Genomic DNA, 24,435 nt, shown 5'->3' with positions numbered 1-24,435 from the left:
CTGCCGGGGGCGACCGGAGTGTTCTGGAAATGACAGGTGGGATGAGGTCAGCAGCGGACTGCTGCGTTTGATGTTGGTTTAAGGCCCCGGGGTGGATTCCACGACGACCTAACCTAACCTAAACAAACGTACGCATAACTCGCTCAATATCCGGAGTCGTGCAGGGAATTGTCCATCCAGGTTGATGAAGACCGATCCATCGATTATTTGGGAATCTGTGATTGAAGCATGAGCCGTGAATTGTCGTGCAGGTTAATTGAGTGTGGCGCCGTGGCTCATCAGACATTTGAACACGAGTTGTCGAACAATCGTCATCAAAGCGATATCGTGACGTACGTAAATCTCAGGTAAACGGGCCAGAAGAAGGAACCTTGAAATGATTCGCAGGCTGATCTTGATTGCGGTGATGATGGGAGTGTTCAGCGGTTGGTGTGTATCGGTGATTGCTCAGGAAACACCTTCTGCATCGCCTGAATCAGCAGAGGAAGCCGAGGTAGCTGCGTCAACGGTACTGGATTCCGGTGACGTGTCATGGATGCTTGTCTCCAGCGCGCTGGTCCTGATGATGACATGTCCCGGGCTGGCATTGTTTTATGGAGGACTGGTTCGCAGGAAAAATATCATCAGCGTGCTGATGCAGTGTTTTTTCCTGATGGGGTTGATGAGCATCGTCTGGGCGCTGTGGGGATACAGCTTTGCTTTTGGAGGTTCCAATGCGTACTTCGGCAGTTTCACTCAGTACTTTGCGCTGAACGGGGTGATACCGCACCTGGTTGATGGTCAGGCCGTTGTGCCCCAGAGCGGCAGCATACCTGATTCGCTGTTTATGATGTTTCAGGGAATGTTTTTCATCATCACTCCGGCATTGATCTGTGGAGCCTTCGCTGAACGAATGAGATTCTGTGCGATGTGTGTTTTCTGTGTTCTCTGGGGGACATTTGTGTACTGTCCCATCTGTCACTGGGTCTGGTCTGAGTCAGGCTGGTTACTGGCTGATGGTGCCATTGATTTCGCCGGTGGTACGGTGGTTCACATCAGTTCCGGATTTTCTGCACTGGTCTGCGCTTTGGTGCTTGGCGCACGACGAGGATTTCCTTCCGAACCGATGCCGCCTCACAATCTTACCTACACGTGTATCGGTGCCGGATTGCTGTGGGTAGGCTGGTTCGGGTTCAATGCGGGAAGCGCGGGTGCAGCGAATGCGTCTGCAGTGAACGCGTTTGTAGCGACACACATGGCAGCTGCAGCTGGTGTCCTTGGTTGGGTGTTACTCGAATGGCTGCGTGACGGAAAACCGGGTGTTTTGGGGGCGTGTTCCGGAGCAGTGGCCGGTCTGGTCTGCATCACACCGGCTGCCGGAGCTGTGACACCGATTGGCGGAATCTACATGGGTTTTTTGGCCGGTGCCGTTTGTTATCTCGGGTGCACCAAAGTCAAGAATGCGTTCGGTTATGATGACTCTCTGGATGCATTCGGTGTCCATGGAATAGGTGGTACGCTTGGCGCACTGCTGGCCGGCGTATTCGCGACTCGTGCCGTATCCGAATCTAGCGGACTGCTGGAAGGTAATCCGGGGCAAGTGGTCACACAGGCGGTCAGCATTGTTGCTGCAATTGCAATTTCAGTCGTCGTGACCTTTATTCTGCTTAAGATTCTTGATTTGACCATGACACTTCGTGTTTCAGAAGATGACGAAATCCTTGGACTCGACATGGCTGAACACGGCGAAGAAGGCTATATCTTTCAGTAGATTTGCGACAGCATTGGTCCTTTTTGAGCCATCGCCAATGACTCAGTATCAACCGATAGCAGGACACTAAAGTGTCACAGGAGACTTGATCATGAAAAAAGTGGAAGCAATTGTACGGCACTTCAAGCTGGAAGATGTCAAAAGTGCAATCACAGAAGCGGGTATCCACGGAATGACCGTCACGGAAGTTCGCGGATTTGGGCGTCAGAAAGGCCACAAAGAAACCTATCGTGGTGCTGAGTACATCGTGGACTTTATGCCCAAAGTCAAGCTGGAAGTCGTTGTGGGAGATGCTGCACTGGATAAGGTGGTGGAAGCGATTGTCGGGGCTGCCCGAACCGGTCAGGTCGGTGATGGTAAGATCTTTATCACCAATGTTGACCAGGTCATTCGGATCCGTACCGGCGAGCAGAACGACGAAGCCCTGTAGCCCCTTAGTTCACGTCACACAACACACAAGTGAACTCGTGATGACAGACAATCGAAGTCTGTGATGTCTCCCCTTCCCTAGGAGAAACCGACGCGCAATGCGGCACACAATCGGTATTATTCTTGGTGGTGGTAAAGGAACTCGGCTTCGACCGCTTACGGAGAAACGGTCGAAGCCTGCGGTTCCGATTGGAGGCAAGTATCGATTGATTGACGTGCCAATTTCCAACTGCCTGCACAGTCAGCTGAACCAAATCTATGTACTGACTCAGTTCAATTCGGTGAGCCTGCACCGACACATTCGGCAGACCTACAGTTTTGACGTTTTTTCCGACGGGTTTGTTGAAGTCCTTCCTGCCCAGCAGACTCTGGACTTGCAAAGTTGGTATCAGGGGACTGCTGATGCCGTTCGCAAACAGTTACGGTTCCTCAGGGAACCAGGGATTCGCTATGTGCTGATTCTCTCCGGCGATCAGCTGTATCGTATGGATTATAATCAGATGCTGAATACGCATCTGAAGGCAGATGCCGCTGTAACGATATCAACCGTCCCTGTTGACGATGATGCGGCACGAGGATTTGGCATCATGCAGCTCAACGATACCGGACGAGTGACCGGGTTCGTGGAGAAGCCGCAAACTCAGGATGCCCTGTCGACTGTGCGAATGTCCACTGAATGGATTGACCGTCAGGGAATAGAAGCCCGCGGACGTGAATACCTGGCCAGTATGGGAATCTACCTGTTTGATCGGGACGTGCTTGTCGATCTGCTGGAGACAACCACCCACGATGATTTTGGCAGGGATATCTTTCCCCTGGCTATCCGCAATCATCATGTGCAGACCCATTTGTTTGATGGTTATTGGGCCGACATCGGTACAATTAAGTCCTTCTATGAGGCCAATCTGATGCTGGCTCAGCCGCATCCTCCGTTCACACTTGCCCACCGCCGCTGGCCGATTTTCACGCACCCGCGTTTTCTTCCGTCATCGAGGTTCGACGGCTGCCACATCAGAAGCAGTCTTGTCTCCGATGGCTGCTTTGTCGGACCCAATGCCAAAATCCTGAACAGCGTTGTCGGTCTGCGCTGTCAGATCGCTGAGCAGGTCCAGATGCGTCACACCGTCATTATGGGAGCCGACTATTACGAATCCGGCCCCAATTCCGATGCGCCCAGTCCGGGTGTCGGTGCCGGTGCCGAAATCGAAGGTGCCCTGATTGACAAGAACGTGGTGATCGGTGCGGGAGCCAGAATCGTGGCGAGTGAGGCTCCATCGGCCAATGGTGACTACGGTGATGTGTTTGTGCGCGATGGAATTGCTGTCGTTCGTCGAGGTGCAGTGATCCCTCCCCACTGGAGTTTCGCACAGGTCTGAAGTCTGGTCTGAACCACATCTGCCTGACTGGTGATCGGCAGATTGAGTCTGAGCTATTCACCGAGTGCCGTCGTGATGATGACACTTGTTGTGTGACTGACGACGGTTGATAGCCGTTAGAACAAGATTTAACAGGCAGCGATTCTGCGTTAAGTCCCTTTTCCCTCAGGGGTTTATGGTAATCCGTTTCTTCGGATCCCTTTTCGGTATCGAGTTTGCGTGTCAACGGTTGTGACCAGCTCGGACGGAATTGAGATTTGCATAGGCACGCGTGTGTCCAGCCGATCAACCGGGTTGCAGTATCGAACGGTCCGAGTTCACGGGGCGCTTGAGTGAGTTCGAGACTGTCCTCGATATCTGAAGCTCTTGTTGCATCATGAGAAACGACTGAATGATCGGTCGCCTGCATCGTATCGCAGGGGATCCTCTCAATGTTCACCGGTCGGTGATCAATCGGCCATCCTCGCAATTTTTTCCAACCCATTTTGAACGTATTGAATTCCTGACGGAGAAGAACCCATGAAGAGATTTATGTTCCTGTTTCTGGTGGCCGGAGGAATGATGTTTGCCACTGCAACAAAAGCCAGTGCCGGTCACTATCATCGAGGCTTCGGAAGAGGCCTTCACTACGGGTCTGGTTATGGTTACGGAGGTCGAGGCAGTGGATTTTCGATCAGCTTCGGCCGGGGGTATGGCGGCCGGGGCTATGGCGGCTGGGGTTATGGGTATCGTCGGAGTCCGTACCGTCGCAGTTTCGGAATCAGCTACGGATACAGTCCTCGGTACTATGGCCGCCGCGGATATTACGGGGGATACTATGGCGGCTGCCGTCACTGATGACGTCTGTCGAGTGTGACCTGTAAGACCTGAGTGTCAGACAATGCCGCAGAGCCCAGCTTCTGCGGCATTTTGTTTTGGTTGTGTTCTGCTAAAGACAAAACGGATACACTGCAGACAGGAGGTCACGGATGCGATTACCAGCAAGGTTTTCCGGTCGCGGAACGCTGCAGTTCAACATCACGCCGCTCATCGACGTCGTATTTCTGCTGATCATATTTTTTCTGGTTGCCAGCCATTTCGTCCGCAGCGAAAATTCAGAAGCTGTCGATCTGCCGCAAGTGTCCGTGGCGAGCACAGACGAGAATCCGGTACACCGAATCACCATTACGATTCTGGCGGATGGAAGTTACTCTCTCGGCGGCATTCGAAGAACTCAGGACGATGTTCTGCAAAGAATTACGGGACTTGCGGTAACCGCTCATTCGGAGGACAGTTCTCCCGAAGTGCGAATTCGTGCCGATCGAAACGGTCAGTTCGGCAGGATTCGTCCGCTTATTGAACAATGTGCCCGCCACAACATTCGTTCGATTCAGTTCGCAGTTTCGATGGACGCCACATGAGAATTCCGGGACAGCACAATCGTCAGTCTTCGCTGCAGGGAGAAGCCATGACACCCATGATCGATGTGGTGTTTCTGTTGCTTGTCTTCTTCGTTTGTGCTTCAGTGGGACAATTGCCGGATCTGTTAGTGCCTGTGGAACTTGGATCCGGTACCCTGGTGCCGGATGAGGCTCCGCCGTCGGAAAAATTTGATCGTGTTGAGCAGCAGGTTGTTCGAATCTCTCTTCTCCCCGGGGGGACGCCGGGGAATATCACCATGCAGCTCAATTCTCAGTCCATTCAGGCGGAAGATCTCGGTCAGAGGCTGGTTCAGCTTTCCAAAATCGATCCGACCACACGGGTCATTCTGGATATCGATGACCGGGTGCCGAATCAACCGTGGTTTACCCTGTATGAAGCCTGCCAGGCACTCGACTTCCAGTCGATTTCTTTTGGAGTTCACAATACCGCGGGCCCGCAGTCGTAGCCCGCCGGACAGAACATTCCACACAAACGACATTCGGAGAGCATGTCATTTGGCAGCAAAGTCGTCGATGATCTGACTCACTTCCGCGTTGAAGCGTCCTCTTGTCATCAGTCTTTCGAACCCGGCATCGCGGGCCTGCTCAAACCGTTTGTGATGCACATGTGGACCATACAGGACTGCAGACCGCCTTAAATGATCACTCAACGCATTGCCTGCCAGCTGGAGGTTCAGTCCCGGTGACGCAAGGTCGATAATGATGAGATCGTGATCTGTGCAGTCGTGAAGCTGATTCGGAGTTGCCACATTCCGAAAATTCAGTCCATTCCGGGCAGCATCACTGCTGACAGCGCTGGTCATCATCAGATCGCTACACAACAAAAAAATACAGGGTGATTCTGACATCGACTAGTCCTGAAACTTTCGCAGACTGGTGACTCCCGAAAGACTTTCCTGAGAGTCAACCTGCATGTTTGTGATTTTCCACCAGCCGTCTCGCGGTTCTATGTTCACTACAGCAGAAAATCTGTTTCGCCGTTCATGAACATGCCCCCAGTGTTCCACTGTGCCTGCAACGATCCACGTAGTCCGAAATCTGTAACCTGGCCACTCAGGTGAATCCGCAGATGAGGCAGGCAGGGTTCCATCAACGTATTCAATAGAAGCAACTCTTGCCACGGCACCGCCCTGTTCTCTGACCGCAAGTCCTTCGCGCAGCCGGAGGTACAGTGACTCCAGCAGTGGTCCGTCGACAAACTGGTCCAGCGCCAGGTAAATCCGACGTTCGGTGCCAAAATCCAGTGCCTGATAGGTTCCTGAGTGGAGCCTCTGTGCAATTTCACGCGCTTTTACCGAAGAAAGCCTGGGAACCGGTTTCAATGGATGCGGGATCTCGGTGCCTGCAATTGGCCAGCATGCAGCAGCAAGCACAAGACAGACCAGTGTGCCCTGCCACTGTCGTTTCGTGATAAACGGGACCAGCAGAACACAAAAAACCAGCGCACAGGATACAAGCGGGACTCGCAGGCGTGGCATTTCCGGGAGCTCGCGAGGCACCGGTTCTGCAAGACCGGGCACCTCCTGCTCATCTGCTGACCAGCGAAAAATGTTGTCTTCTGAGGCTTTAAATCGAGAGAACTCAAATCGTTCAATTTCACCGGTCCACGGGACGACGACAGAACGGATTTTTCGCATTGATGAGTGAAAAGTATCCCAACGAAGCTCCACGTCAGTGACATAATTATCCAGGGGAAGATATCGGAGGATGATTCCCACGCGCCCACTGGCGAAACTGACTCGACGGGCTTCCGCCTGGCGGGCGAAATCCCGCAGATTGAGACCGTAAAAGTCAATCCGGCTGAACTCCGTTGCCACGTCCGTTCCATTGATTCGCGCTGGATTGACCTGAGCAAGCCAGTCCCGGATCAGTCCGGCTGCTGCTTCCTGTTCGGGAATTTCCAGGAACGCAGGATCAGCGTGCTCGATCGGCAGAACGGAAGCCAGACTGGCCAGTGGAATCAGAAGCTCGTGACGGACTTCTCCTGGTTCAAGATAGACAAATGAATAGACACTGCTGTAACTGGTGATTCCCAGGGTGTCCTGTCGCTGTTTTTGCAGCCATGACTTATACTCATCGTCTGAAGCGTCCGGACTGAGTGGAGTTTCCCAGTCAAACCGATGAGTGACTGCTGATCCAGGCAGCAGAATCCCGGCAATGATGTTGCCACTGCCGGTTTGGTTAATCGTCAGCTTCATTTCAGAAGGCAGGATGAAATTATCGTCGGTAATATCCTGCTGAAACGTCAGGAATTCCGGCGGGGTTTTAAATCGAAATTCCAGTTCGTACGTGACTTCGTAGAGCATCAGATCTTCTTCCGGAATTCCCCCGGCAGGGATCTCAAACGGCACTATGTCGGTGATTTTTGATGGAATCAGAAGGCCGTCTGCGTCTCGGATTGTGACACGTTTCGTCAGGAAATTACGATGCTGCTCCAGGCCTCGCTTCAATTGTTGTTCGGACAATTTACCTTCGCTGTCGGGTTCCAGTTGCTGAAACAACAACAAGTCCTCAGCGAACAGTCGGATACGCGCACGAGCGGACCGCTGTGTCACAAAAACATGCGTTTCCGTGACCGAAACCGGATGTTCTGCCTCGGCTGCCGAATGGCTTGTGGTCAGGCAGCTTACTGCGGCCAGCAGACAGAATGACGGCGATACCATTCCGAACGACATTTTCACGCCCTTTTGTCGTTGCCTGGGGCCGACACACAAAAACGGCTGCGGACCACTGGTCCGCAGCCGTTTTATCTTGTGTTGCATCGATTGCATCAGAAACGGCCTGCACTCAGAACTCTAAGTCCCAGGCATAGCTTAGCTGCAGACACTTTTCTTAAGAGCAGCCAGTCGGGACTTGGTACGTGAGGCCGTATTTCTGTGGATCAGTCGCTTCGCAGCAGCCTGGTCGATGACTTTTGTTACCTGACTCAACGCCTTGTCGGCGTCGGCTTGAGCAGGAGTTTCCTGCATCAACGAACGGAATTTCTTCAATTCAGTGCGCAACCGGGACCGATACTGACGATTCAGCATTCGCCGTTTTTGATTTTGACGCAGAGACTTCTTGGCGGAAATGGAGTTTGGCATAACGAAACAGTTAATTTGTTCTGCTGCAAAATCAACAGGTGAAGCAGCCGTACACAGAAAGTTGAATTTAATCACAAAACGGCGAAAACCAAGTCACGCACCATAACGACCATTGGTCTCTAATTCCAGCCCGATCACTACCGCGATGACCTACGTGGCGGAATTAGGATCTTACAGACCTTCCCGTGCATTCACGAAGATGAGCTCGTTTAACGTTTCTTAACGGCCTGACACGTGTTTCCGATCACGAAGTCGACCACCTGCCGGGACTGGAAGAACTCCGGAGCCTCTTCGTGTCCTTTTTCCGGAACCACAATGAGCCTGATGTTGCCACCCAGTTTGCGGTAGCGTCGTGCCAATTCCCCCGAATTTCTTTCGACGGGACAGGCCGTGTCACTGTCTCCGTGGATATGCAGGATGGGGATGCCGGCCTTCGCCAGAGGCCACAGACGGTCGATGGGATTGTGCATCGGAAGGACCTCAGCCAGCTGTTGCTCACTCATTTCGTAAGCCGCGCAGGCCCGTTTAAGTCCGGGCCAGCTGCTCATGTCGCAAACCGTATAGATCCCGGCAATGCAGGCAACATTGTCGGGATGCTCGGCAGCCCAGTTGTAGAGCATCAGTCCACCGCGACTCTGAGGAATCAGAGTCGCCCGCTGTGCAAATCCGTACTTCTCGGTCAGGAGCTTGTGAAATGCGGTATATGTGGCACGGCCCGCAGGATTGCCCATCGATTCGCCGACGTCGATGCCGGCGATGGCGATGCCTCTGGCCAGAAACTTTTCGAACATCCAGGCGTGAGCGGGTCTCGGTTGTCCGTGGATCGTCGGGGCATACCACACCCACGGTACCGGTGTCGAAATATTTTCGTTCCGAGACCGGATCAGAAATGCAGGGCACCCGCCGGCCTCCAGAAAGGTTACCTTTCCCATTACCTTCCTGGCCAGCCCGTCAACGGTTGGCAGCGCATCCATCACTCGCGTTTTCACTGCATTACCGGGTTCGGCACCATGCGACAAACTGCCGGCAGCGACAGCCAGCATCAGGATGTGATGTTTCATAATATATTCTCCAATATGGATTCCACTGCCTTCCCGCACAGACACTCTCTGGTGTCAGGCGAACTTACTAAAAGTGTCAGACAAAACGTGTGCCTAAGCTTCCTGTCTGAAATTCTGAAACGCACCCGACAGCCGTCCGCCGCATTTCCATCAGTTTCCGGACGCCTGTTGCATGAATCCGGAAACGGATCAGCGTCAGAAGGTTGCAGGCGGAGCTTTCGGCATGATACCGGCCTGACCGTGACACATGCTGAAATGTGATCAAGGATATGAGATTTCGTCGGTGGAATACTGTGTTATCAGAGGTACAGTCAGGTGAAACAATACGTGGGGGCCAGTTGGGAATTGTTTCCTGAACGTCAAATCGATTGTTGCGGATTCAGATAACGGATTGCTGAAGATTTGCTCCATGCAGCGCGTTCCTGTAGTCGCCCTGGCGAGTTTCGAAACCGAATAACCAATCGATTGAGTTGGTGTGACGATCTGAGGCTTGTCATATTCGTTTCCAACCTTACTGTGATTCACTGCAGAATGTTTTCGCAGTTTGACAGGATGGTGTCAAACTGCGCTGAGGGCTGTCCGGTGGGCCCGTACTGTTTGTTACAAACTCCTGATCGGGCGGAATCAGCCCATGACGCGACAGCTCTTAATTGCAGGATTCTGTGTTCTGCTGGCAGGACCTTCATCTGCTGGTGAAACGATCCGAATTCACCGGCAGAGTCTCGCCGGATTTGCGGACAGAGAAACCGGTATCAAAAAGCTCACCCTGCGTGATCCTTTTGTCAGTGCTATGAGTCGGTTTGACCGTCAAAGCCGATTGTTGAGCGACGAAGATGTCACCGTTGAGGAGTATCTGGATTTTGTTTCACTGCACGTTCTGCAGTGGACCGATGCCGAAATCCTGTCGATCACTGAGGTTGTCCAATCCATCGAAAAGCGTTTTCGTCCTTTCAGTCTGTCGCTGCCGGAACAGATCCTGTTTGTCAAAACTGACGGTAAAGAAGAAGGCGGAGCAGCGTATTGTCGCGAAAATGCTGTCGTTTTACCGGAATCACGAATTGCCGTGTCCCGGGATCGCCTTGAACGTCTGATTGTTCATGAACTGTTTCACGTGCTCAGCAGCCATAATCCCGAACTGAGACAAAAACTGTATGCGATCATTGATTTCCGGACGTGCGATCAAATTTCGCTGCCAGGATCACTTTCAAATCGCAAACTCACCAATCCGGATGCTCCTTTGGTTAACTGTGTGATTGACCTGAGGCATCACAATCAAAACGTTACCGTGGCACCTGTTCTTTTCGCAAATGTTGACCGGTATGAATCCAGGCTGGGAGGTCCGTTCTTTCGCTTTCTTCAGTTCCGGCTGATGGTGGTGGAGCAGGATGAAGCAGGGTGGATACCGATTGAGGTGGCCGGAGCACCTGTACTGCTGGATCCGAAGAAGACACCGGGGTATTTCAAACACATCGGAAACAACACCTCATACATTATTCATCCTGATGAAATTCTTGCCGACAACTTTGTGCACCTCATTCTCAATACCAAAGACCTGCAAACCCCGGAACTCGTTGAGCAAATGCGTGACGTGCTTTCCGCTGCAGATGACAGGTAGTTCGTGTGGTGTGGAACGTATCCGGACCGTTCGTGGATCTGTCAGCATCACTGCATGACGCCGCGGGAATTAGCAGCTTTGAGGCTTCGTCAAAGCAATAGTCAGACTCGCTCTGTCGCCCGTCGTGTGTTTTGAGTTCCACTGACCGGCTGATGTAACGCTGTTCGAAACTCAGCGTGATTCTATGGTGAGTTGTTTTTGCACGAACTACTATGGCAGGCACGACTGTCTGAGTCTGTTTTTCCGTCGCCGCGAGCTTTTCGGATGATTTGATGGTGGTGCTGAAATGAAGGATGTCACCGTGTCGCCGGCAAGAACCGACTGGCTGGGAGATTTCGTTTCAGTCCGGCAATACCGTGGTTTGGTTAATACTCCTCCCCGACTGCACCGCGTGGGTTCATTCATGAAATCGCAGAGAATAAAGATCGGCATCTTTCATCACAAACCTCAGGCGGACGGGCTGTCCGGCAATCTGTGAAAGACTGACCGATGAATTCCAGTGCACCGTACCGGTGATTTCGTCTCCCAGAATTTCAATACAATCATCAAGAGTCAGTCCCGAAAGCGGCTTCCCGCTGAGATCCTGAATTTCGACTCGTATCGAGCCCACTGCTGACGTGGCATAGTTAATTTCCAGTGCATTTCCCTGAAACGTCAACGGCTGCGTCAGAAGCTCGCCGCCTGCAAACGGGGCGTGAATTGAAACCAGACCGTCTGTGCGGAATACATAGCGACGCACATGACTGGTCGTCTGACCGTTGTGGCGACTGACGTAGATCGACATTTCCCGCGAACCGGTTGGGTGCAGCCCCCGCAGAGTGTAGTTGGATCGCGTCACCCAGTTTTTCGCACCGGGACCAGGTCGGACGATCGCTTCCTGGAACAATCTGTCATAGTGATTCCCACCACGAGTGGTCATCATCACCGTATCGGCACAATCCTTCAGCAGCCACGTCAACGGGTCCGGCATGTCAGTCCGGGATGACCTTAAATTTGCAGCAATAGCCTGGTCTCGAGTCAGCGCAGCACGATTCTGAGCCAGCCTGTTGGAGAGTGCAATGAAGAGGTGAGGTGCCCGGAAATACGGTGATGTCTGGTTATTGTAGTGATGGTCCGGTGGCATCACACCATTCCTCCCGAAGGTCATTGGTTCGGGTGTTTCCCAGTGCAGCAGATCTTTTGATGTCATACGCGCCACACACCGGCGATTCGGATCATCCGGGTTCGGTGGTTCCACGCGGATGGCATAGCGAACGTACAGAACGTACTGCTGTTCAGACTCCGACCAGAACAGTGACTCCAGACCGTCAAAGGCCCCGTACAGCGAAGTTGCGATGATCGGTTCGTCCCGAAGTTTGCGAAATCGGAAACCGTCTGCTGATACCCAGCAAATGACCTGCGTCAGTCCCGGAGTCTCGATCAGAGTGAATGCCTTGAATCGTTCGCCGGGGTTCACCTTCGGTCGTGCGTCGAGGAACACTTCGGGTATAGGTCCGCTGTCCGGAACCATCAGGTGTCCGTCAACACTGCCAACCAGGTTGTTCTGTCTGTTTCCGTTGACTTTGATCAGCCCCAGTGACGGCTTGTTCCAGTGGATTCCATCAGAGCTTTCAGCCACGGCCAGGCGGTTGGCAGCGCTATAGTAGAGCAGAAACCGGTGTCGATCTTTAATCACCGAAAGACCATTGTGCAGTCGCTCTTCCCAGGGTTGATCCAGTGCTACTGAAACTTCGGCGGGGTGAGGGTGATGCAGTTGAAAGCGAGTTCCCTGAAGCTTTTCCACCAGGAACCGGTCTACAAACAGCTCGCGCCGGGCCCCAATGTGCTGAACCACGGATTCGTCTGCCGCCGGCACTTGATCAGTTAACATCAGTGTCAGCAGCCAGGTTCCTGCCATGATGAGGGTTGTTCGTCTCTCACTCATTCTTTGTGTTTTCCCGATGTTAGGTGGTTGTCAGGCCCTGCGTTATCAGTGGATGTGACGGTCAATCATTGCGAGTTGTGGTTTTCCCGACGGTGCAAAATCGAACTTTCAGTCCGGTGAGTAATGACGTGGTTTCACTTGTTCCGAAGGCATTGTCAGACTGTCCCGACAGGGAATTACACGTTGACCGGTAACGGGGGGGACAGCCGTCCGACGGAACCCTCCCGTTCGTTCAGTTTGACAGTACCGACGATTCGTAACAACACAGTCACCTCTGATCGGTTTCCCGTTGCTGTCGACGGACCACTTTTGCGTTTCGGTATCGTTGAGGATAGTGTTCAGTGTTGTCTGTCCGGGGCACGTTTGCTGACGAAGTCGAGGCTGCCGCGGAAATCTACTCAACGGCTGACCTAATTCATTTTTTGGATTTACTTTGACAGCAAACAATCGTCCGGACCCGTGTTGCGGCTAACCGGGAACGAACAATTTTCAGAGAGTCACAGGAAATTTTTGACAATGGACGGACGTTTTCAATTACTGATCAAGGTGACCGCTTTAGCGTTGGTGACTTCACAATCGACCGATGCGCAGGAATGGACGCGTTTCCGAGGTCCCAATGGCACCGGAATTTCCGAGGCGGAGTCGATTCCTACCAGCTGGACAGAAGACGATTACAACTGGAAGGTTGATTTGCCGGGCATCGGTCATGCCTCACCGGTGTTGTGGGGAGAAAATATTTTCATTCACACGGCAGACGTTTTGACCGGAACGAGGCCGGCCACAGCAGAAAGTGAGTCAGCAACCCGCTCTGTGATGTGTTTGCACACATCCGATGGCAGGACATTGTGGAAAAAATCGTTTCCTTCAACATTAGCGAAAGGTTACCGCGTCCGAGCACAAAACAGTTTGGCATCTTCCACCCCGGTTGTGGATGACAGGCATGTGTATACCGCCTGGTCCCAGGGGGACGCCACTACTCTGAAGGTGTTCACGCACGGCGGGGAACTGGTCTGGGAACGGGAACTGGGACCCTACCTGAGCGGACACGGGTTCTGCACCTCACCAATTATATTCGATAATCTGGTTATTCTGCAGTTGCATCAGCGTCTGCCGCGGGATGAGGACCCCGTGGAGTCAACTGAGAGCTGCGTGCTGGCGCTTGACCGCACAACGGGCCGAACCGTATGGAAGACAATTCGGGAGAATTCACTCAGCGCGGCACATGCAGTGCCGTTTCTCTACAACCAGGACGGCAGCCCGATTGAGCTGGTGATGAGTTCCCGCAAGTACGGGATCACGTCTTACAACCCCCGGACCGGGGCCGTTAACTGGTCACTGGAGTCTTTGGACAGACGTCCGATCGGCTCACCGATTTTCGCATCAGGTCTGATTTTTGGCACCTCCGGATCAGGATCCGGAGGTGATCAGAATAAAGTCGTCGCCGTGCGCCCCGGGACGTCTCCCGAAATCGTTTACGAAGTAAAAAAACATGCGCCCTATGTTCCGACATTGATTGCTAAAGGCGACTTGGTCTTTCTGTGGTATGATAAGGGAGGAATTGTCACCTGTATTGACGGTCCCAGCGGAGAAATCCACTGGAAGGAACGGGTGGGAGGTGACTTTTTTTCGTCACCGATCATCATTGGCGATCGGATTTTCTGTACTGATGTTCAGGGTACCACTGTCGTACTGGCCGCCAGTAAGAACTATCGGCTTCTCGCGAAAAACAGATTGCGGGACGACATGCACGCGTCTCCGGCTGTCGCCGGCGGGCGTCTGTACCTGAGAACTTTTCGTCACCTGATTTCGCTGGGAGGCAGGAAGAAAATCTGATTGGGACTCTTTCAGCTGAATCGGATCACATTCTCTCACTGGTGATACCCGTCTCATCTGATGTGATTTCCTGATCACTCCGGCTCCGGCATTCACTGTGCCCGTTTTCTAAACCATTCACTGAAGAACCTGCCACATGGTTGTCAGGACGCGTGTCCCACTGCGGAATGGCCTCTCGGTTGTCATGAAACAACTTGTGTCTGGTCTTGCGTTTCTGGGATTCAGTCCGGGTTTACCTCTTCCTGCGCAGGAATCTCGGTCGAGTATCGTAGAATCAGAACTCCGCACCGCCATCGCATGTGCCATTCCGTTGCTGGAGAAAGCATCGGCGGGTTTCGTCGAACAGCGTGATTGCTTTAGCTGTCACAGTCAGGCCATCCCCGTATTTGTATTGACCAAAGCACAAAAAATGGGGTTTGTTGTCGACCGCGACAACCTTCAGCGACAGATTGACCACACGTTTGCACATCTGAAAAGAGGCCTTCGGAAATACAGCGAAGGAACAGGGCAGGGAGGCAAAGTGGTCACTGCAGGTTACGCACTGTGGACACTGGACGCAGGTGGCCACGAGCCGGACGATATCACAGCCGCTGTGTCCGGTTTTTTACTCGGCTACCAGGAAGACAGCAACCACTGGCAGCATACCGGCAGGAGACCACCGTCGTCCGGGAGTCCGTTCATGACCAGTTATGTAGCCATGCGTGGACTGGACTCATTCGGTACCACAGAACAGCAAGAACGGATTACTGAACGGCGTTCAGCACTGTGGGAGTGGCTGAACAATACGAATCCGAAAGACACAGAAGATCATGTGTTTCGCCTGCGTCTGCTGTCATCGACCCAATACGCATCAAACCGAATCGATCAGGCCAGGGAAGAATTACTTGCATTGCAGCGAGTGGATGGTGGGTGGGCTCAGTTGCCTGATATGGAATCCGATGCTTACGCGACTGGTACGGTTGTTTCAGCTTTGCTGTCGACCAACGTTCAAATCAGGCATGGCCCGGCTGTCCGCCGGGCCATCAAATACTTACTGAACGAACAGCATGATGACGGTTCCTGGTTAGTGCACACACGAGCTGAGGGCTTTCAGGAATATTTCGAAAGTGGATTTCCACATGATAAGCACCAGTTTATTTCAACCAGTGCGACCTCCTGGGCCACCTTGGCACTGCTCGATTCCCTCACCGGCATTGATCCGGATTCGAACCACAGAACAGCACACACAGCCATCGACGATGACCGGAACGACTGAAACCGGTATTTGTCTGACAACAGGCCTGGACCGTGTGGGCAGACCAGCCAAAATTTTCTGATGTCCACTATATCACAGCAGCGATGGGTGGCTTCTGGTGTCAATGCGGTGTTCTCTGTCGAAGTGGTTCTAAAACGTTATGCGATAGGGTATAACGGGCTGTAGTCGGGTGCCGTTTGGAAGACTTTCGGGTGACGATCTGACGGAATAAGGGCTATGCGACATCTCAGAAAAAGCCGCAGGGCATTTCTGAAGAGTACCGTGAGTGCGGGGGCAGCCGGGCTGCCGCTGCCGGAGATCCTTCGTTGTCGGGCAGAAGCGGCACATAAGGGCCGATCTGTAAATGACACGGCCATCATTCAGATCTGGCTGGGTGGCGGGCCTTCACAGTTTGAAACGTACGACCCGAAACCTTTGGCAACCGAACAAAATCGCGGTCCGTGGGATGCGATTTCAACTTCGTTGCCCGGTGAGCAGTTTTGCGAGCTGCTGCCGCGTCAGGCCCGATTGCTGGACAAAATGGCGATTATCCGCAGTGCCTGCCATACCACTTCGGATCATCACGGTGGGGTGAGGATTTGCAGCACCGGCAAGAAGGAGATGCACGAACCCTCCAGCGGTTCCATCTCATCTCTGTTACGAGGTCCTAACGCGCTGGGCGTGCCGTCCTACGCGCATCTGAGCTTTCGTCCCAAAGCCAATCCACAGTTTATTGATGCCTTTAAGTCCAGTTATGTGGGGAACCGCAATGCTCCATACTGGATTTATGAAGATCCTGCGACTGACGATTTTCAGGTTCCCAATCTGGGCCTTGTTCACGGTCTTTCTCTGAAACGTATGGAAGATCGTACAGCCCTGGCCAAACAATTTGATCGTATCCGCCGTGAGGCTGATGTGTTTGGTGCCATGGATTCCATGGATTATTTTCAGAGGTCCGCGTTCGAAATGGTGACCGGTCCTGCAGCGCGTGAGGCGTTTGACCTCAGCCGTGAAGATCCACGAAATCGAGACCGCTACGGGATTACACAACTTGACTTTGTTCCCGGGGAGTCCCCCAAAACCCGCGAATGCAACGGACGTCACCGATGGGGGCAGAGCGTGCTTTTGGCGCGACGACTGGTTGAAGCCGGCGTGACCTTTGTGACTGTCAACACCGACCCGGGATCGCTGACCTGGGATGTGCACGGCGACAAACGTGGCGGGGCGGTAACCTATACGATGCAACTGGCGGCGGAACAGATGGATCAGATGGTGTCCGCTCTCACGCATGATCTTTACAGCCGGGGCCTGGACAAGAAGGTGCTGGTGGTCGTGTGGGGTGAATTTGGCCGAACTCCACTGATCAACAAATGCGTCGGACGTGACCATTGGCCAAACGTATTCTGCGTGGCAATGATTGGTGGTGGACTGAAGACAGGTCAGATTATTGGAGCGTCGGACGCGAAAGGTGCCGTTCCTGCAGACCGCCCCGTCAGTCCTCACGACGTTCTGGCCACGATGTATCGGCACCTGGGAATCGATCCCCGGACGAATCTCTTCAATCGTTCCGGACGTCCGATTCCGATCCTGTCCGAAGGGGAAGTGATCCAGGAACTGATCTGATACAGATGTTACATTGCTACGCAGACCGAGCTATCCACGTCGATGTCGTATCGGGCAATTGTTGTAACAGGGTTTCAGCATGTGACGTCCATGAACTTTCAAATTGCGGACGATGTTATGTTTGTCAAACCCCAAGAGTGGAACGTTGCAGATGTTCGACCGTACGGGAGGTCAGCTTTTGAAAGTGCGGCCCGGAACAATTCATATACAAAGCTTTTCTTGCCTCTGCCAGAGCCTTCGGCGTTCGAGTCGTGCAAACAATGGCCATAATGCTGCACATACATCGCAACGGTATCGTGAACTGAGATCATCCCTGATTTCCGCCGGATAGCTTGAAAACACAAACAACAAAATCAGGATTCTGAAACGCCAGGCCTGCGGCTTCCGTGACGTGAACTGCGTTGCTCGTATGATCGTTGCAATCGATCTTATTGGTTAGGTATTGGGCTCACAATGTTGAAAACATTCCTTGAAATCCCACCATGTTCGCGGCATAACAGAAATCTTGTAAACCAGCTTTCAGGCTGGATATAAACCTGCCCGTTTGCTGGCTATTTGCCATTTGGGTGGCGTAATTTAAATACGCCTCCTGAAACCAATGAAAAGAACCATTGCCTGATCAATCGTGTTGTTGGCACTGATGCTGTGTCACGGTAGTTCGGCCGGGTTCCTGAGACCCTCAAAGCGATCAAAATCACACATTTTCCGTAAGCTCCTCACTTTGTTTAATGCGTGTTTGGCAAGTTTCTTGGTGTTAGCGCCCTGAGATTTTTAGCTGCGGATTAGTGAGGCAGGGCTCTGTAGTTTCTTTCAGAAACGTGTGGCAATTGATTTCATTCTGTGTCTCAGTACTACCGGTTGTCACTGGGAAAGCTGACTAAATGTCACCCAGGAGAACGGAGTTTGCGCCGGCAGATCGAATCCAGAGACCGCTCTTGCAGTCATCCTTTGAATAATTGAGGTCGGCTGACTTCCGTACTGATCTATCCGTTTGATCTGGATGTTGTACAAATTTTACGACTTCTGTGTTCAAAGACGCTGTTCTGTCCCGCCGGGAATCAGCTTGATCTTATGTCAGTTACGCTGGCGGTGCCTTTGCAGCAGGCGTGGCGGTTCGCTTCGGCGGAGACTGCTCAACGATGTTGCCGGAACGGAGAACTGATTTCACGGTTCCTGAACCTGATGGATCGTAATGTCAGCGGCGGTTGTTTGTTCAATCCGCGAGACATGAGGAACCGGGGATAGAAATTACGGCTGCCGATGCGCGTTCTGCTTGTCTCAAATACCGCCTGGAATATTTTTAACTTTCGGATGAAGCTTGTCCAGGGGCTGCGTGACGAGGCAGGGCTGGATGTCGAAGCTGTTGCGACACCGGATGGATTTGAACGCGAACTGGAATGTGCGGGACTCACTTGTCACGCCTGGTTCCACGACCGGCGTAGTATCAACCCGCTTTCGGCGGTGGCTTCAATCGATCGACTGCGGCGTCTTTACAGACGGCTCCGTCCGCAGATCGTACATCACTTCACCGTGAAACCTGTGCTTTTCGGAACAATTGCAGCGCGGCTGGCAGGCGTTCCGGGAGTCATCAACTGCGTCACCGGACTTCCATACTATTTTATGGGGAAACAGTCTGCGGGACTCACCGGACTGGCGCGCAGCGGCGCTTTGCAGTGGTATGCAAGAAGTCTGTACGGTGCCCGCACTCGAAGCACATTTCAGAACAAAGACGATCTGGATGAGATTTCCGCGATTGTTCCGAAGGTTCGGGCGTCGTCGACACTGATTAACGGATCGGGTGTCGACCTGTCACGTTTCCGCCCGCGGATTCCTGCCAGGGATGCTCAACTTACCGTCACGTTCATCGGGCGATTAATTCGCGAGAAAGGGATCTATGAATTCATGGAGGGGATTGCGGCTGTCCACAGCAGGATGTCCTGTCCGCCACGTGTGCTGGTTTGTGGGACCGTAGACCAGGGGAATCGTTCGGCGGTTTCATCGGATCAGCTGACGCAATGGAAGACACTTGACGGGATCGAGTTTCGCGGACATGTTGGCGACATGGCCGAGGTCCTGAAAGAGACAGATGTCGTTGTTCTTCCATCCTACCGTGAAGGCGTTCCGAGGTCTCTTCTTGAGGCGGCCTCCAGCGGAATTCCGATTGTTACCACCGATGTGCCGGGTTGTCGTGAAGTGGTTGAAGACGGCGTCAACGGAATTCTGGTTCCGCCACATGACGGCCCATCAGTTGGGAATGCCATACTGAAACTGTTGGCTGACGCAGAATTGCGACAGGCGATGGGCACGGCCGGACGACGTCGAATGGAAGAGCGATTCGACGAGCGTTTAGTTGTTCGGGAAACGATACAGGTCTACAGGACGCTGCTGCAGGAATTAAATTGACGATTACCGGAAGCGGATCGGAAAACGAGATTCTGTTCGTCCACAGCAGACTGAGACTGGGAGGAGCGGAACAACTCAGAGTGACAGTGTTACAGGAGTTGCGTCGTCAGGAGATCCCCTGTCGAGTGTGTGTGTTTCGCGACTCCGGAGAGTTGGTTGGCGCTGTCCGGCGTCTGGGAATCCCTACGGATGTTCTCGATGTCTCGGGAAAAATTTATAGCCTGCGCACAACATTGAAACTGGCATCCTACATCAGTCGCATTCGACCACGGATCATCCACGGCGGACAGTTTTTGACGAACCTGCATACGACGTTAGCCTCGATTCTGGCCGGGACTGGACCGGTCGTTATTGAGGAGCACGGTCATTACCACTGGAAGCGCTGGTACCATCGCTTTCTTGACCGGATGGTGTGTGCTCGTGCCGATTCCGTTCTTTGCTGTTCTCACAGTGTCAAACGTTTTGCTCAGCAGGGGCTTCGTCTTCCGGAACGTCGATTCCGTGTACTGCATAACTGCGTTGATATGCAGTCACTCGATGGCGCAAATGAATCGTCGCGACAACGTGTTCGAAAGAAACTGGGAATTCCCGACGACACTGTTGTTTTCGGCACCGTCAGCACATTGCGACGTGAAAAGGGACACCGCGTACTTCTCGATGCCTGGAGGTTGATACTTGATACGACCGATCATCAGTCCGTTCGGCTGTTGATTGTTGGTGACGGGCCGCTTGGCGAAGAGTTAAGGAACATGTCCGCCGATCTGGATTCTGTCATCTGGGTTGGGCAACGTCCCAGTCCCGCTGAATTCCTGGCTGCGATGGACGTCTTCGTGTTTCCTTCCGTCAACGAAGGGCTTGGAATCGCGTTGCTCGAGGCCATGGCCACCGGCTTACCGGTTATTGCTGCCAATTGTGGAGGGATTCCCGAAATTGTTGAAAATTCGAATCTCGTTCCACCGGAGAATCCCGGTGTCCTCTCTCGCGCGATGGCGGACATGGTCGGTGACAAACGCCGTTTGTCCCGGCGTTTTCCGGACGCGTCTGACCTGCGGAATTCGCGTTTTCATCCGAGGTGGTATGTGAATGGTCTTCTCGACCTGCACCGAAACCTGATTTGTTCCGGGACAGCACCATAGACCGTCGCATTATACATCCTGCGGAAAAATTGGCCCTAAAACGGCTGTTTGTCACTGCACTGCTGGTACGACTTGCCCTGGCCGTGTTCTTTAACGTGACAGAACTGGATCGTACGTTGCGGTTGACAAAAGATGGTTTCGTGTACACCGCTGCCGGCAGTCAAATTGCTGAGTATTACCGCAGCGGCGGTACAACCGAGTGGCCACAACGTGTCGAAGGTGTCATTAACTTTCTGTTTTACTACATCGTCGGTGGAATCTTCTTCCTGACATTTGATTCGCTGTTCATGCTGCGAGTGATGACGTGCCTTGCAGGGGCGTTCACCTGTGTCGTGATCTGGAGAATTTCCCGCTATATCACCGATGGTCCCACTTCCATGCGGGCAGCGCAGTGGGCCGCATGGTTTCCCACCCAGGTCTATTATTCGACGCTTCCTGTCCGTGACAGCTTCAGCACGCTGGCCATGTGTTTCATATTTCTGGGACTGGTTGCCATGAGTGTCAACGGAAAACCACGTGATATCGGTGCTCTGTTTGTCGGCCTTCTGCTGACAGCCGGGTTTCGGACATATATGTTCGTGATCGTCCTGGTCCTGATTCCCTTTTCATGGTTGGTGACTGTTGTTTTTGTGAAATCCCGGCAGGCCTCCCGGTTGGTCAAGAGAGCGTTTCTTTTTCTGCTTGTGTTCGCTGTCGTCGGAGCGATGGCGGGGATCGAAAAGGCGTTCGTAACAGGTAAAGCTGCCCATCTGATGAGCTATGAGTCTGCCCTTGATTTTGCCAATGTCGCGCGTGACCGTCTGAATCATGGTAGTGGAGCGATGTTTGCTCGTGGAGACGCGCCCACAATCGGCCGAGAAATCGTTAGTACGGTCCAGAGCATTGCCGTGGGGCTTTATTTTTTTGTGATGAGCGTCAATCCCGGGAGTCTCGACAGTATCCGCCAGTGGATGGCCATCCCTGAAGTGCTCATTGTCATGGTAATGATCCCAAAACTTTATCGAGGGGTACGCAGAGTCTGGGTGTATCATCGTTTTTCCTTCATGCCGCTGCTGATTATCGCCGGAGCAATCACCTTCGGCTATTCCGGCGTCACCACAAACGGAGGACCAATGATGCGATGGCGTCTCCAGGTTGCAAACGTGTACCTTATTATCGGGGCAATCGGTTATCCTTCGAGATACGCGATCGGAAATCACAGTTCACAGTCGCGGTTCCCGGAGCTATGGGCTGACGGCAGCGCAATGCAGGGTCGTCCGATATCGGGTGCGGGTTCCGCGAATCAAATGCATGAGAAAACCGAATAAACAACGGCATCGGGTCTTCAAAGTGAGTCGGGGCACGGGGCTCATATGACTTTTCCGACGGTATTTGTACTTGGGGCTTCGCCAACGGGTTTAGCGGTGCTGCGTGCGCTGGGACCTCATGGGGTGCGTTGCCGTGTAGGCGACGTGGACAGCCGACGTCATGCCTTCCGAAGTCGGTATCGGTTTGGGAGTCCGATTCTGGGTTCATCTCCGGAACAAGTTGTCGACAGCGTGTTGGAACTCGCTGCCGAAGAACGCGTGAAACCACTTGTCATTCCCACAAGTGACTCGATGATTCTGGCGCTGGCGAATTCACCGAAAGTGATCGATGGGGAAGTTGTTGTCTATAGAGCCATCACCGATGGCACGGCTTCAAAGCTGGTACACAAGGAGTCGTTTGCGAAGTTGTGCGACGACATTGGCATGGCGACAGCGGATACTGCTTTTCCCAAATCTTCCGAGGATGTATTAGCGGCTGCAGAGGGTCGCAGGTTTCCACTGTTGTTGAAGCCGGTTCTGGGGCATCTATGGCGCGATCGCCTGCACGGGCGGAAACTTCTGGTTGTGGATTCGATGAGTGACCTGCGGAAACTGGTCGACGGGCTTGCTGACGACTGTGGCGAGCTGATGGTTCAGGAGTTGATCCCGGGGCCCGAACGAAACATTTATGTGGCCGCGATTTACCGGGGGGTTGACGGAAACCGTGATTATTGTTTTGTCGCCGAAAAGACGCGTCAGCATCCTCCTGACTTTGGGTCTGCTTCTTTAGCAACGGCCCGGTTTCGTGAAGAAGTCGCGGAGCTCAGCTGGGAGTTTGTCGAGCGCGCGGACTTTCGAGGCATCTGTGGCACAGAGTTCAAATTTGATGAACGTGACGGCGTCTTTAAAATGATTGAGGTCAATCCACGTCCTACACTGTGGTTTCACCTGGCCAGCGCGTCGGGTGTCAATCTCCTGCATGGAGCCTGTCTGGATCTCACTGGTCGTCCGGTCCCGCCGGCTGCACCGCAAAAGGACGGAACACGGTGGTGTTTTTGGGAAAAGGATCTACTCACGTGGAGGCATCACCTGCGAAAACGCGACATTTCTCCTCTGTCATTGTTGTCAACGTTTTCACCCGCCAATCACGGAGCGGTTGGTACTCTGCGTGACCCGGGACCGTTCTTTGCAAGTCCGGCGTACTATGCAGGACGACTCTTTCAAAGGACATTTGGGAAATCACAGCGAAACAAATGCGAGACGTCGAATCCATGAAGTTGAGCCCTCCGGTGGAGCTCCGGACAGGAGCTTTTGTCGTCTCAATGGACTTCGAACTTGCATGGGGGACGCGCGGACGTCATTGGGACGGACGTATTGACTGCGATCTTGAGGGAACGCGTCCGGCGATTCAGGATCTACTCTCGCTGTTCAGGGAATTTGACGTTTCAGCCACCTGGGTCGTGGTTGGGGGGTTGTTTCTCGGAGGAGCAACTCGACATCCATGGCTTGCCGATCCGCAATTCGATGATGTGCCCCTGGGCGATTGTCGGTCGCATCCTCACTGGTATGCCAACGACGTTCTGGAACTGCTGCAGTCGGCTGCGCCCGCTCAGGATATTGGCTGCCATACACTGACACATGCATTCGTCCAGGATACGGATGACGGACGTAATCAATTCGATATTGAGCTGGTGCGAAGCGTCGAGCTATTCGAATCACTTGGGTTGCCACGTCCTCGGTCATTCATCTTTCCAAAGCACTATATGGCTCACTTTGATTTGCTGCGCCGGCACGGGTTTGAATGTTACCGGGGTCCTGAAGCCGGCTGGTTTGAGCACCTGCCAACAAAATCACTCAAGGCCGTGGGACGTCTCGCTTCCACGCGAATGCGGCAGTCGCCGTCAGTTCGATATCCCACCCGGGATTCTGACGGACTTTGGGTTATTCCCTCCAGCCAGTTCTATCCGTCTTTTCGCAGTGTGGGACGCTGGATATCAGTTGCTGACCGTGTTGCGCGGGCAATCAAAGGGATCAATCTGGCGGCCGACAAGCGAGGGGTTTTTCACTTATGGACTCATCCGTTCAATCTGGGCGTGAGGTCGAGCGAACTGATCCACGGGATCAGGGACGTGTTAGTCCATGCCGACCGACTCCGTAAGCAGGGACTTCTGGAGAACTACTCCATGTCAGCTATGACGAAAATGCTGGACGCCACTGCCTGCGATCAGTCGGAACAGACCTGTTCGACTATATGAATGACA

Annotated in this window: 20 protein-coding genes; 15 read left to right on the top strand and 5 right to left on the bottom strand. The window is 53.2% G+C overall.

Annotated elements, in window-relative coordinates; all coding sequences use genetic code 11:
- Positions 1-376: 376 nt before the first annotated feature.
- From MK110_10165 to MK110_10140, 6 genes are all read left to right on the top strand, one after another.
- Entirely contained in the window at positions 377-1,750 is a 1,374-nt protein-coding gene (locus tag MK110_10165) for an ammonium transporter (protein ID MCH2211658.1), read from the top strand.
- Positions 1,751-1,841: 91 nt separating this feature from the next.
- A complete protein-coding gene (locus MK110_10160) occupies positions 1,842-2,180 on the top strand; it encodes a P-II family nitrogen regulator (GenBank protein MCH2211657.1) in 339 nt (112 codons plus the stop codon).
- 97 nt (positions 2,181-2,277) lie between these two features.
- On the top strand, positions 2,278-3,555 hold the full coding sequence (locus tag MK110_10155; protein ID MCH2211656.1) for a glucose-1-phosphate adenylyltransferase: 1,278 nt from the start codon (positions 2,278-2,280) through the stop codon (positions 3,553-3,555).
- Between the two features lie 519 nt (positions 3,556-4,074).
- A complete protein-coding gene (locus MK110_10150) occupies positions 4,075-4,392 on the top strand; it encodes a hypothetical protein (protein MCH2211655.1) in 318 nt (105 codons plus the stop codon).
- A 131-nt stretch (positions 4,393-4,523) separates the two neighbouring features.
- The gene (locus tag MK110_10145) at positions 4,524-4,955 is read left to right on the top strand and encodes a biopolymer transporter ExbD (GenBank protein MCH2211654.1); all 432 of its coding nucleotides are present in this window, start codon (positions 4,524-4,526) and stop codon (positions 4,953-4,955) included.
- Positions 4,952-5,422, top strand: a complete 471-nt coding sequence (locus tag MK110_10140; GenBank protein MCH2211653.1) for a biopolymer transporter ExbD — start codon at positions 4,952-4,954, stop codon at positions 5,420-5,422. The genes MK110_10145 and MK110_10140 overlap by 4 nt, the downstream gene beginning before the upstream one ends.
- Before the next feature lie 45 nt (positions 5,423-5,467).
- Here MK110_10140 and MK110_10135 read toward each other — a convergent pair whose 3' ends face one another.
- The 4 genes from MK110_10135 to MK110_10120 form a co-directional block, all read right to left on the bottom strand.
- Positions 5,468-5,824 carry a hypothetical protein gene (locus MK110_10135; GenBank protein MCH2211652.1) on the bottom strand — a complete coding sequence of 119 codons (357 nt, stop codon included), beginning with the start codon at positions 5,822-5,824 and terminating at the stop codon, positions 5,468-5,470.
- Between the two features lie 3 nt (positions 5,825-5,827).
- A complete protein-coding gene (locus MK110_10130) occupies positions 5,828-7,531 on the bottom strand; it encodes a hypothetical protein (GenBank protein ID MCH2211651.1) in 1,704 nt (567 codons plus the stop codon).
- Between the two features lie 258 nt (positions 7,532-7,789).
- Positions 7,790-8,059: a 30S ribosomal protein S20 gene (gene rpsT / locus MK110_10125; protein ID MCH2211650.1), complete on the bottom strand. Its 270-nt coding sequence runs from the start codon at positions 8,057-8,059 to the stop codon at positions 7,790-7,792.
- Between the two features lie 209 nt (positions 8,060-8,268).
- Positions 8,269-9,120, bottom strand: coding sequence for a prolyl oligopeptidase family serine peptidase (locus MK110_10120; GenBank protein MCH2211649.1), 852 nt, complete (start codon positions 9,118-9,120; stop codon positions 8,269-8,271).
- A 631-nt stretch (positions 9,121-9,751) separates the two neighbouring features.
- Between MK110_10120 and MK110_10115 the strand changes: the two genes are divergently transcribed.
- Positions 9,752-10,735 (top strand): hypothetical protein, encoded by a 984-nt coding sequence (locus tag MK110_10115; GenBank protein ID MCH2211648.1) that lies wholly within the window; start codon positions 9,752-9,754, stop codon positions 10,733-10,735.
- Positions 10,736-11,132: 397 nt separating this feature from the next.
- On the opposite strand, the gene MK110_10110 is transcribed toward MK110_10115, so the two are convergent.
- Positions 11,133-12,659 carry a hypothetical protein gene (locus tag MK110_10110; GenBank protein MCH2211647.1) on the bottom strand — a complete coding sequence of 509 codons (1,527 nt, stop codon included), beginning with the start codon at positions 12,657-12,659 and terminating at the stop codon, positions 11,133-11,135.
- A gap of 516 nt (positions 12,660-13,175) precedes the next feature.
- On the opposite strand from MK110_10110, the gene MK110_10105 reads away from it, so the two are divergent.
- The 8 genes from MK110_10105 (at position 13,176) to MK110_10070 (ending at position 24,429) form a co-directional block, all read left to right on the top strand.
- Positions 13,176-14,492: a PQQ-like beta-propeller repeat protein gene (locus tag MK110_10105; GenBank protein ID MCH2211646.1), complete on the top strand. Its 1,317-nt coding sequence runs from the start codon at positions 13,176-13,178 to the stop codon at positions 14,490-14,492.
- A gap of 184 nt (positions 14,493-14,676) precedes the next feature.
- Entirely contained in the window at positions 14,677-15,747 is a 1,071-nt protein-coding gene (locus MK110_10100; GenBank protein MCH2211645.1) for a terpene cyclase/mutase family protein, read from the top strand.
- A 216-nt stretch (positions 15,748-15,963) separates the two neighbouring features.
- Positions 15,964-17,349 carry a DUF1501 domain-containing protein gene (locus tag MK110_10095; GenBank protein MCH2211644.1) on the top strand — a complete coding sequence of 462 codons (1,386 nt, stop codon included), beginning with the start codon at positions 15,964-15,966 and terminating at the stop codon, positions 17,347-17,349.
- A gap of 1,260 nt (positions 17,350-18,609) precedes the next feature.
- Positions 18,610-19,752: a glycosyltransferase family 4 protein gene (locus MK110_10090; GenBank protein ID MCH2211643.1), complete on the top strand. Its 1,143-nt coding sequence runs from the start codon at positions 18,610-18,612 to the stop codon at positions 19,750-19,752.
- Positions 19,749-20,888 (top strand): glycosyltransferase, encoded by a 1,140-nt coding sequence (locus MK110_10085; GenBank protein ID MCH2211642.1) that lies wholly within the window; start codon positions 19,749-19,751, stop codon positions 20,886-20,888. Before MK110_10090 ends, MK110_10085 begins: the two co-directional genes overlap by 4 nt.
- Before the next feature lie 29 nt (positions 20,889-20,917).
- Positions 20,918-22,195 (top strand): hypothetical protein, encoded by a 1,278-nt coding sequence (locus MK110_10080; GenBank protein ID MCH2211641.1) that lies wholly within the window; start codon positions 20,918-20,920, stop codon positions 22,193-22,195.
- Between the two features lie 45 nt (positions 22,196-22,240).
- Positions 22,241-23,449, top strand: a complete 1,209-nt coding sequence (locus MK110_10075; GenBank protein MCH2211640.1) for an ATP-grasp domain-containing protein — start codon at positions 22,241-22,243, stop codon at positions 23,447-23,449.
- Complete coding sequence (locus MK110_10070; protein MCH2211639.1) at positions 23,428-24,429, top strand: polysaccharide deacetylase family protein; 1,002 nt, start codon at positions 23,428-23,430, stop codon at positions 24,427-24,429. Before MK110_10075 ends, MK110_10070 begins: the two co-directional genes overlap by 22 nt.
- Positions 24,430-24,435: the final 6 nt, after the last annotated feature.

The sequence above is a fragment of the Fuerstiella sp. genome (assembly GCA_022447225.1).
Taxonomy (GTDB): domain Bacteria; phylum Planctomycetota; class Planctomycetia; order Planctomycetales; family Planctomycetaceae; genus S139-18.
This window is presented reverse-complemented; position numbering and strand designations above follow the sequence as displayed.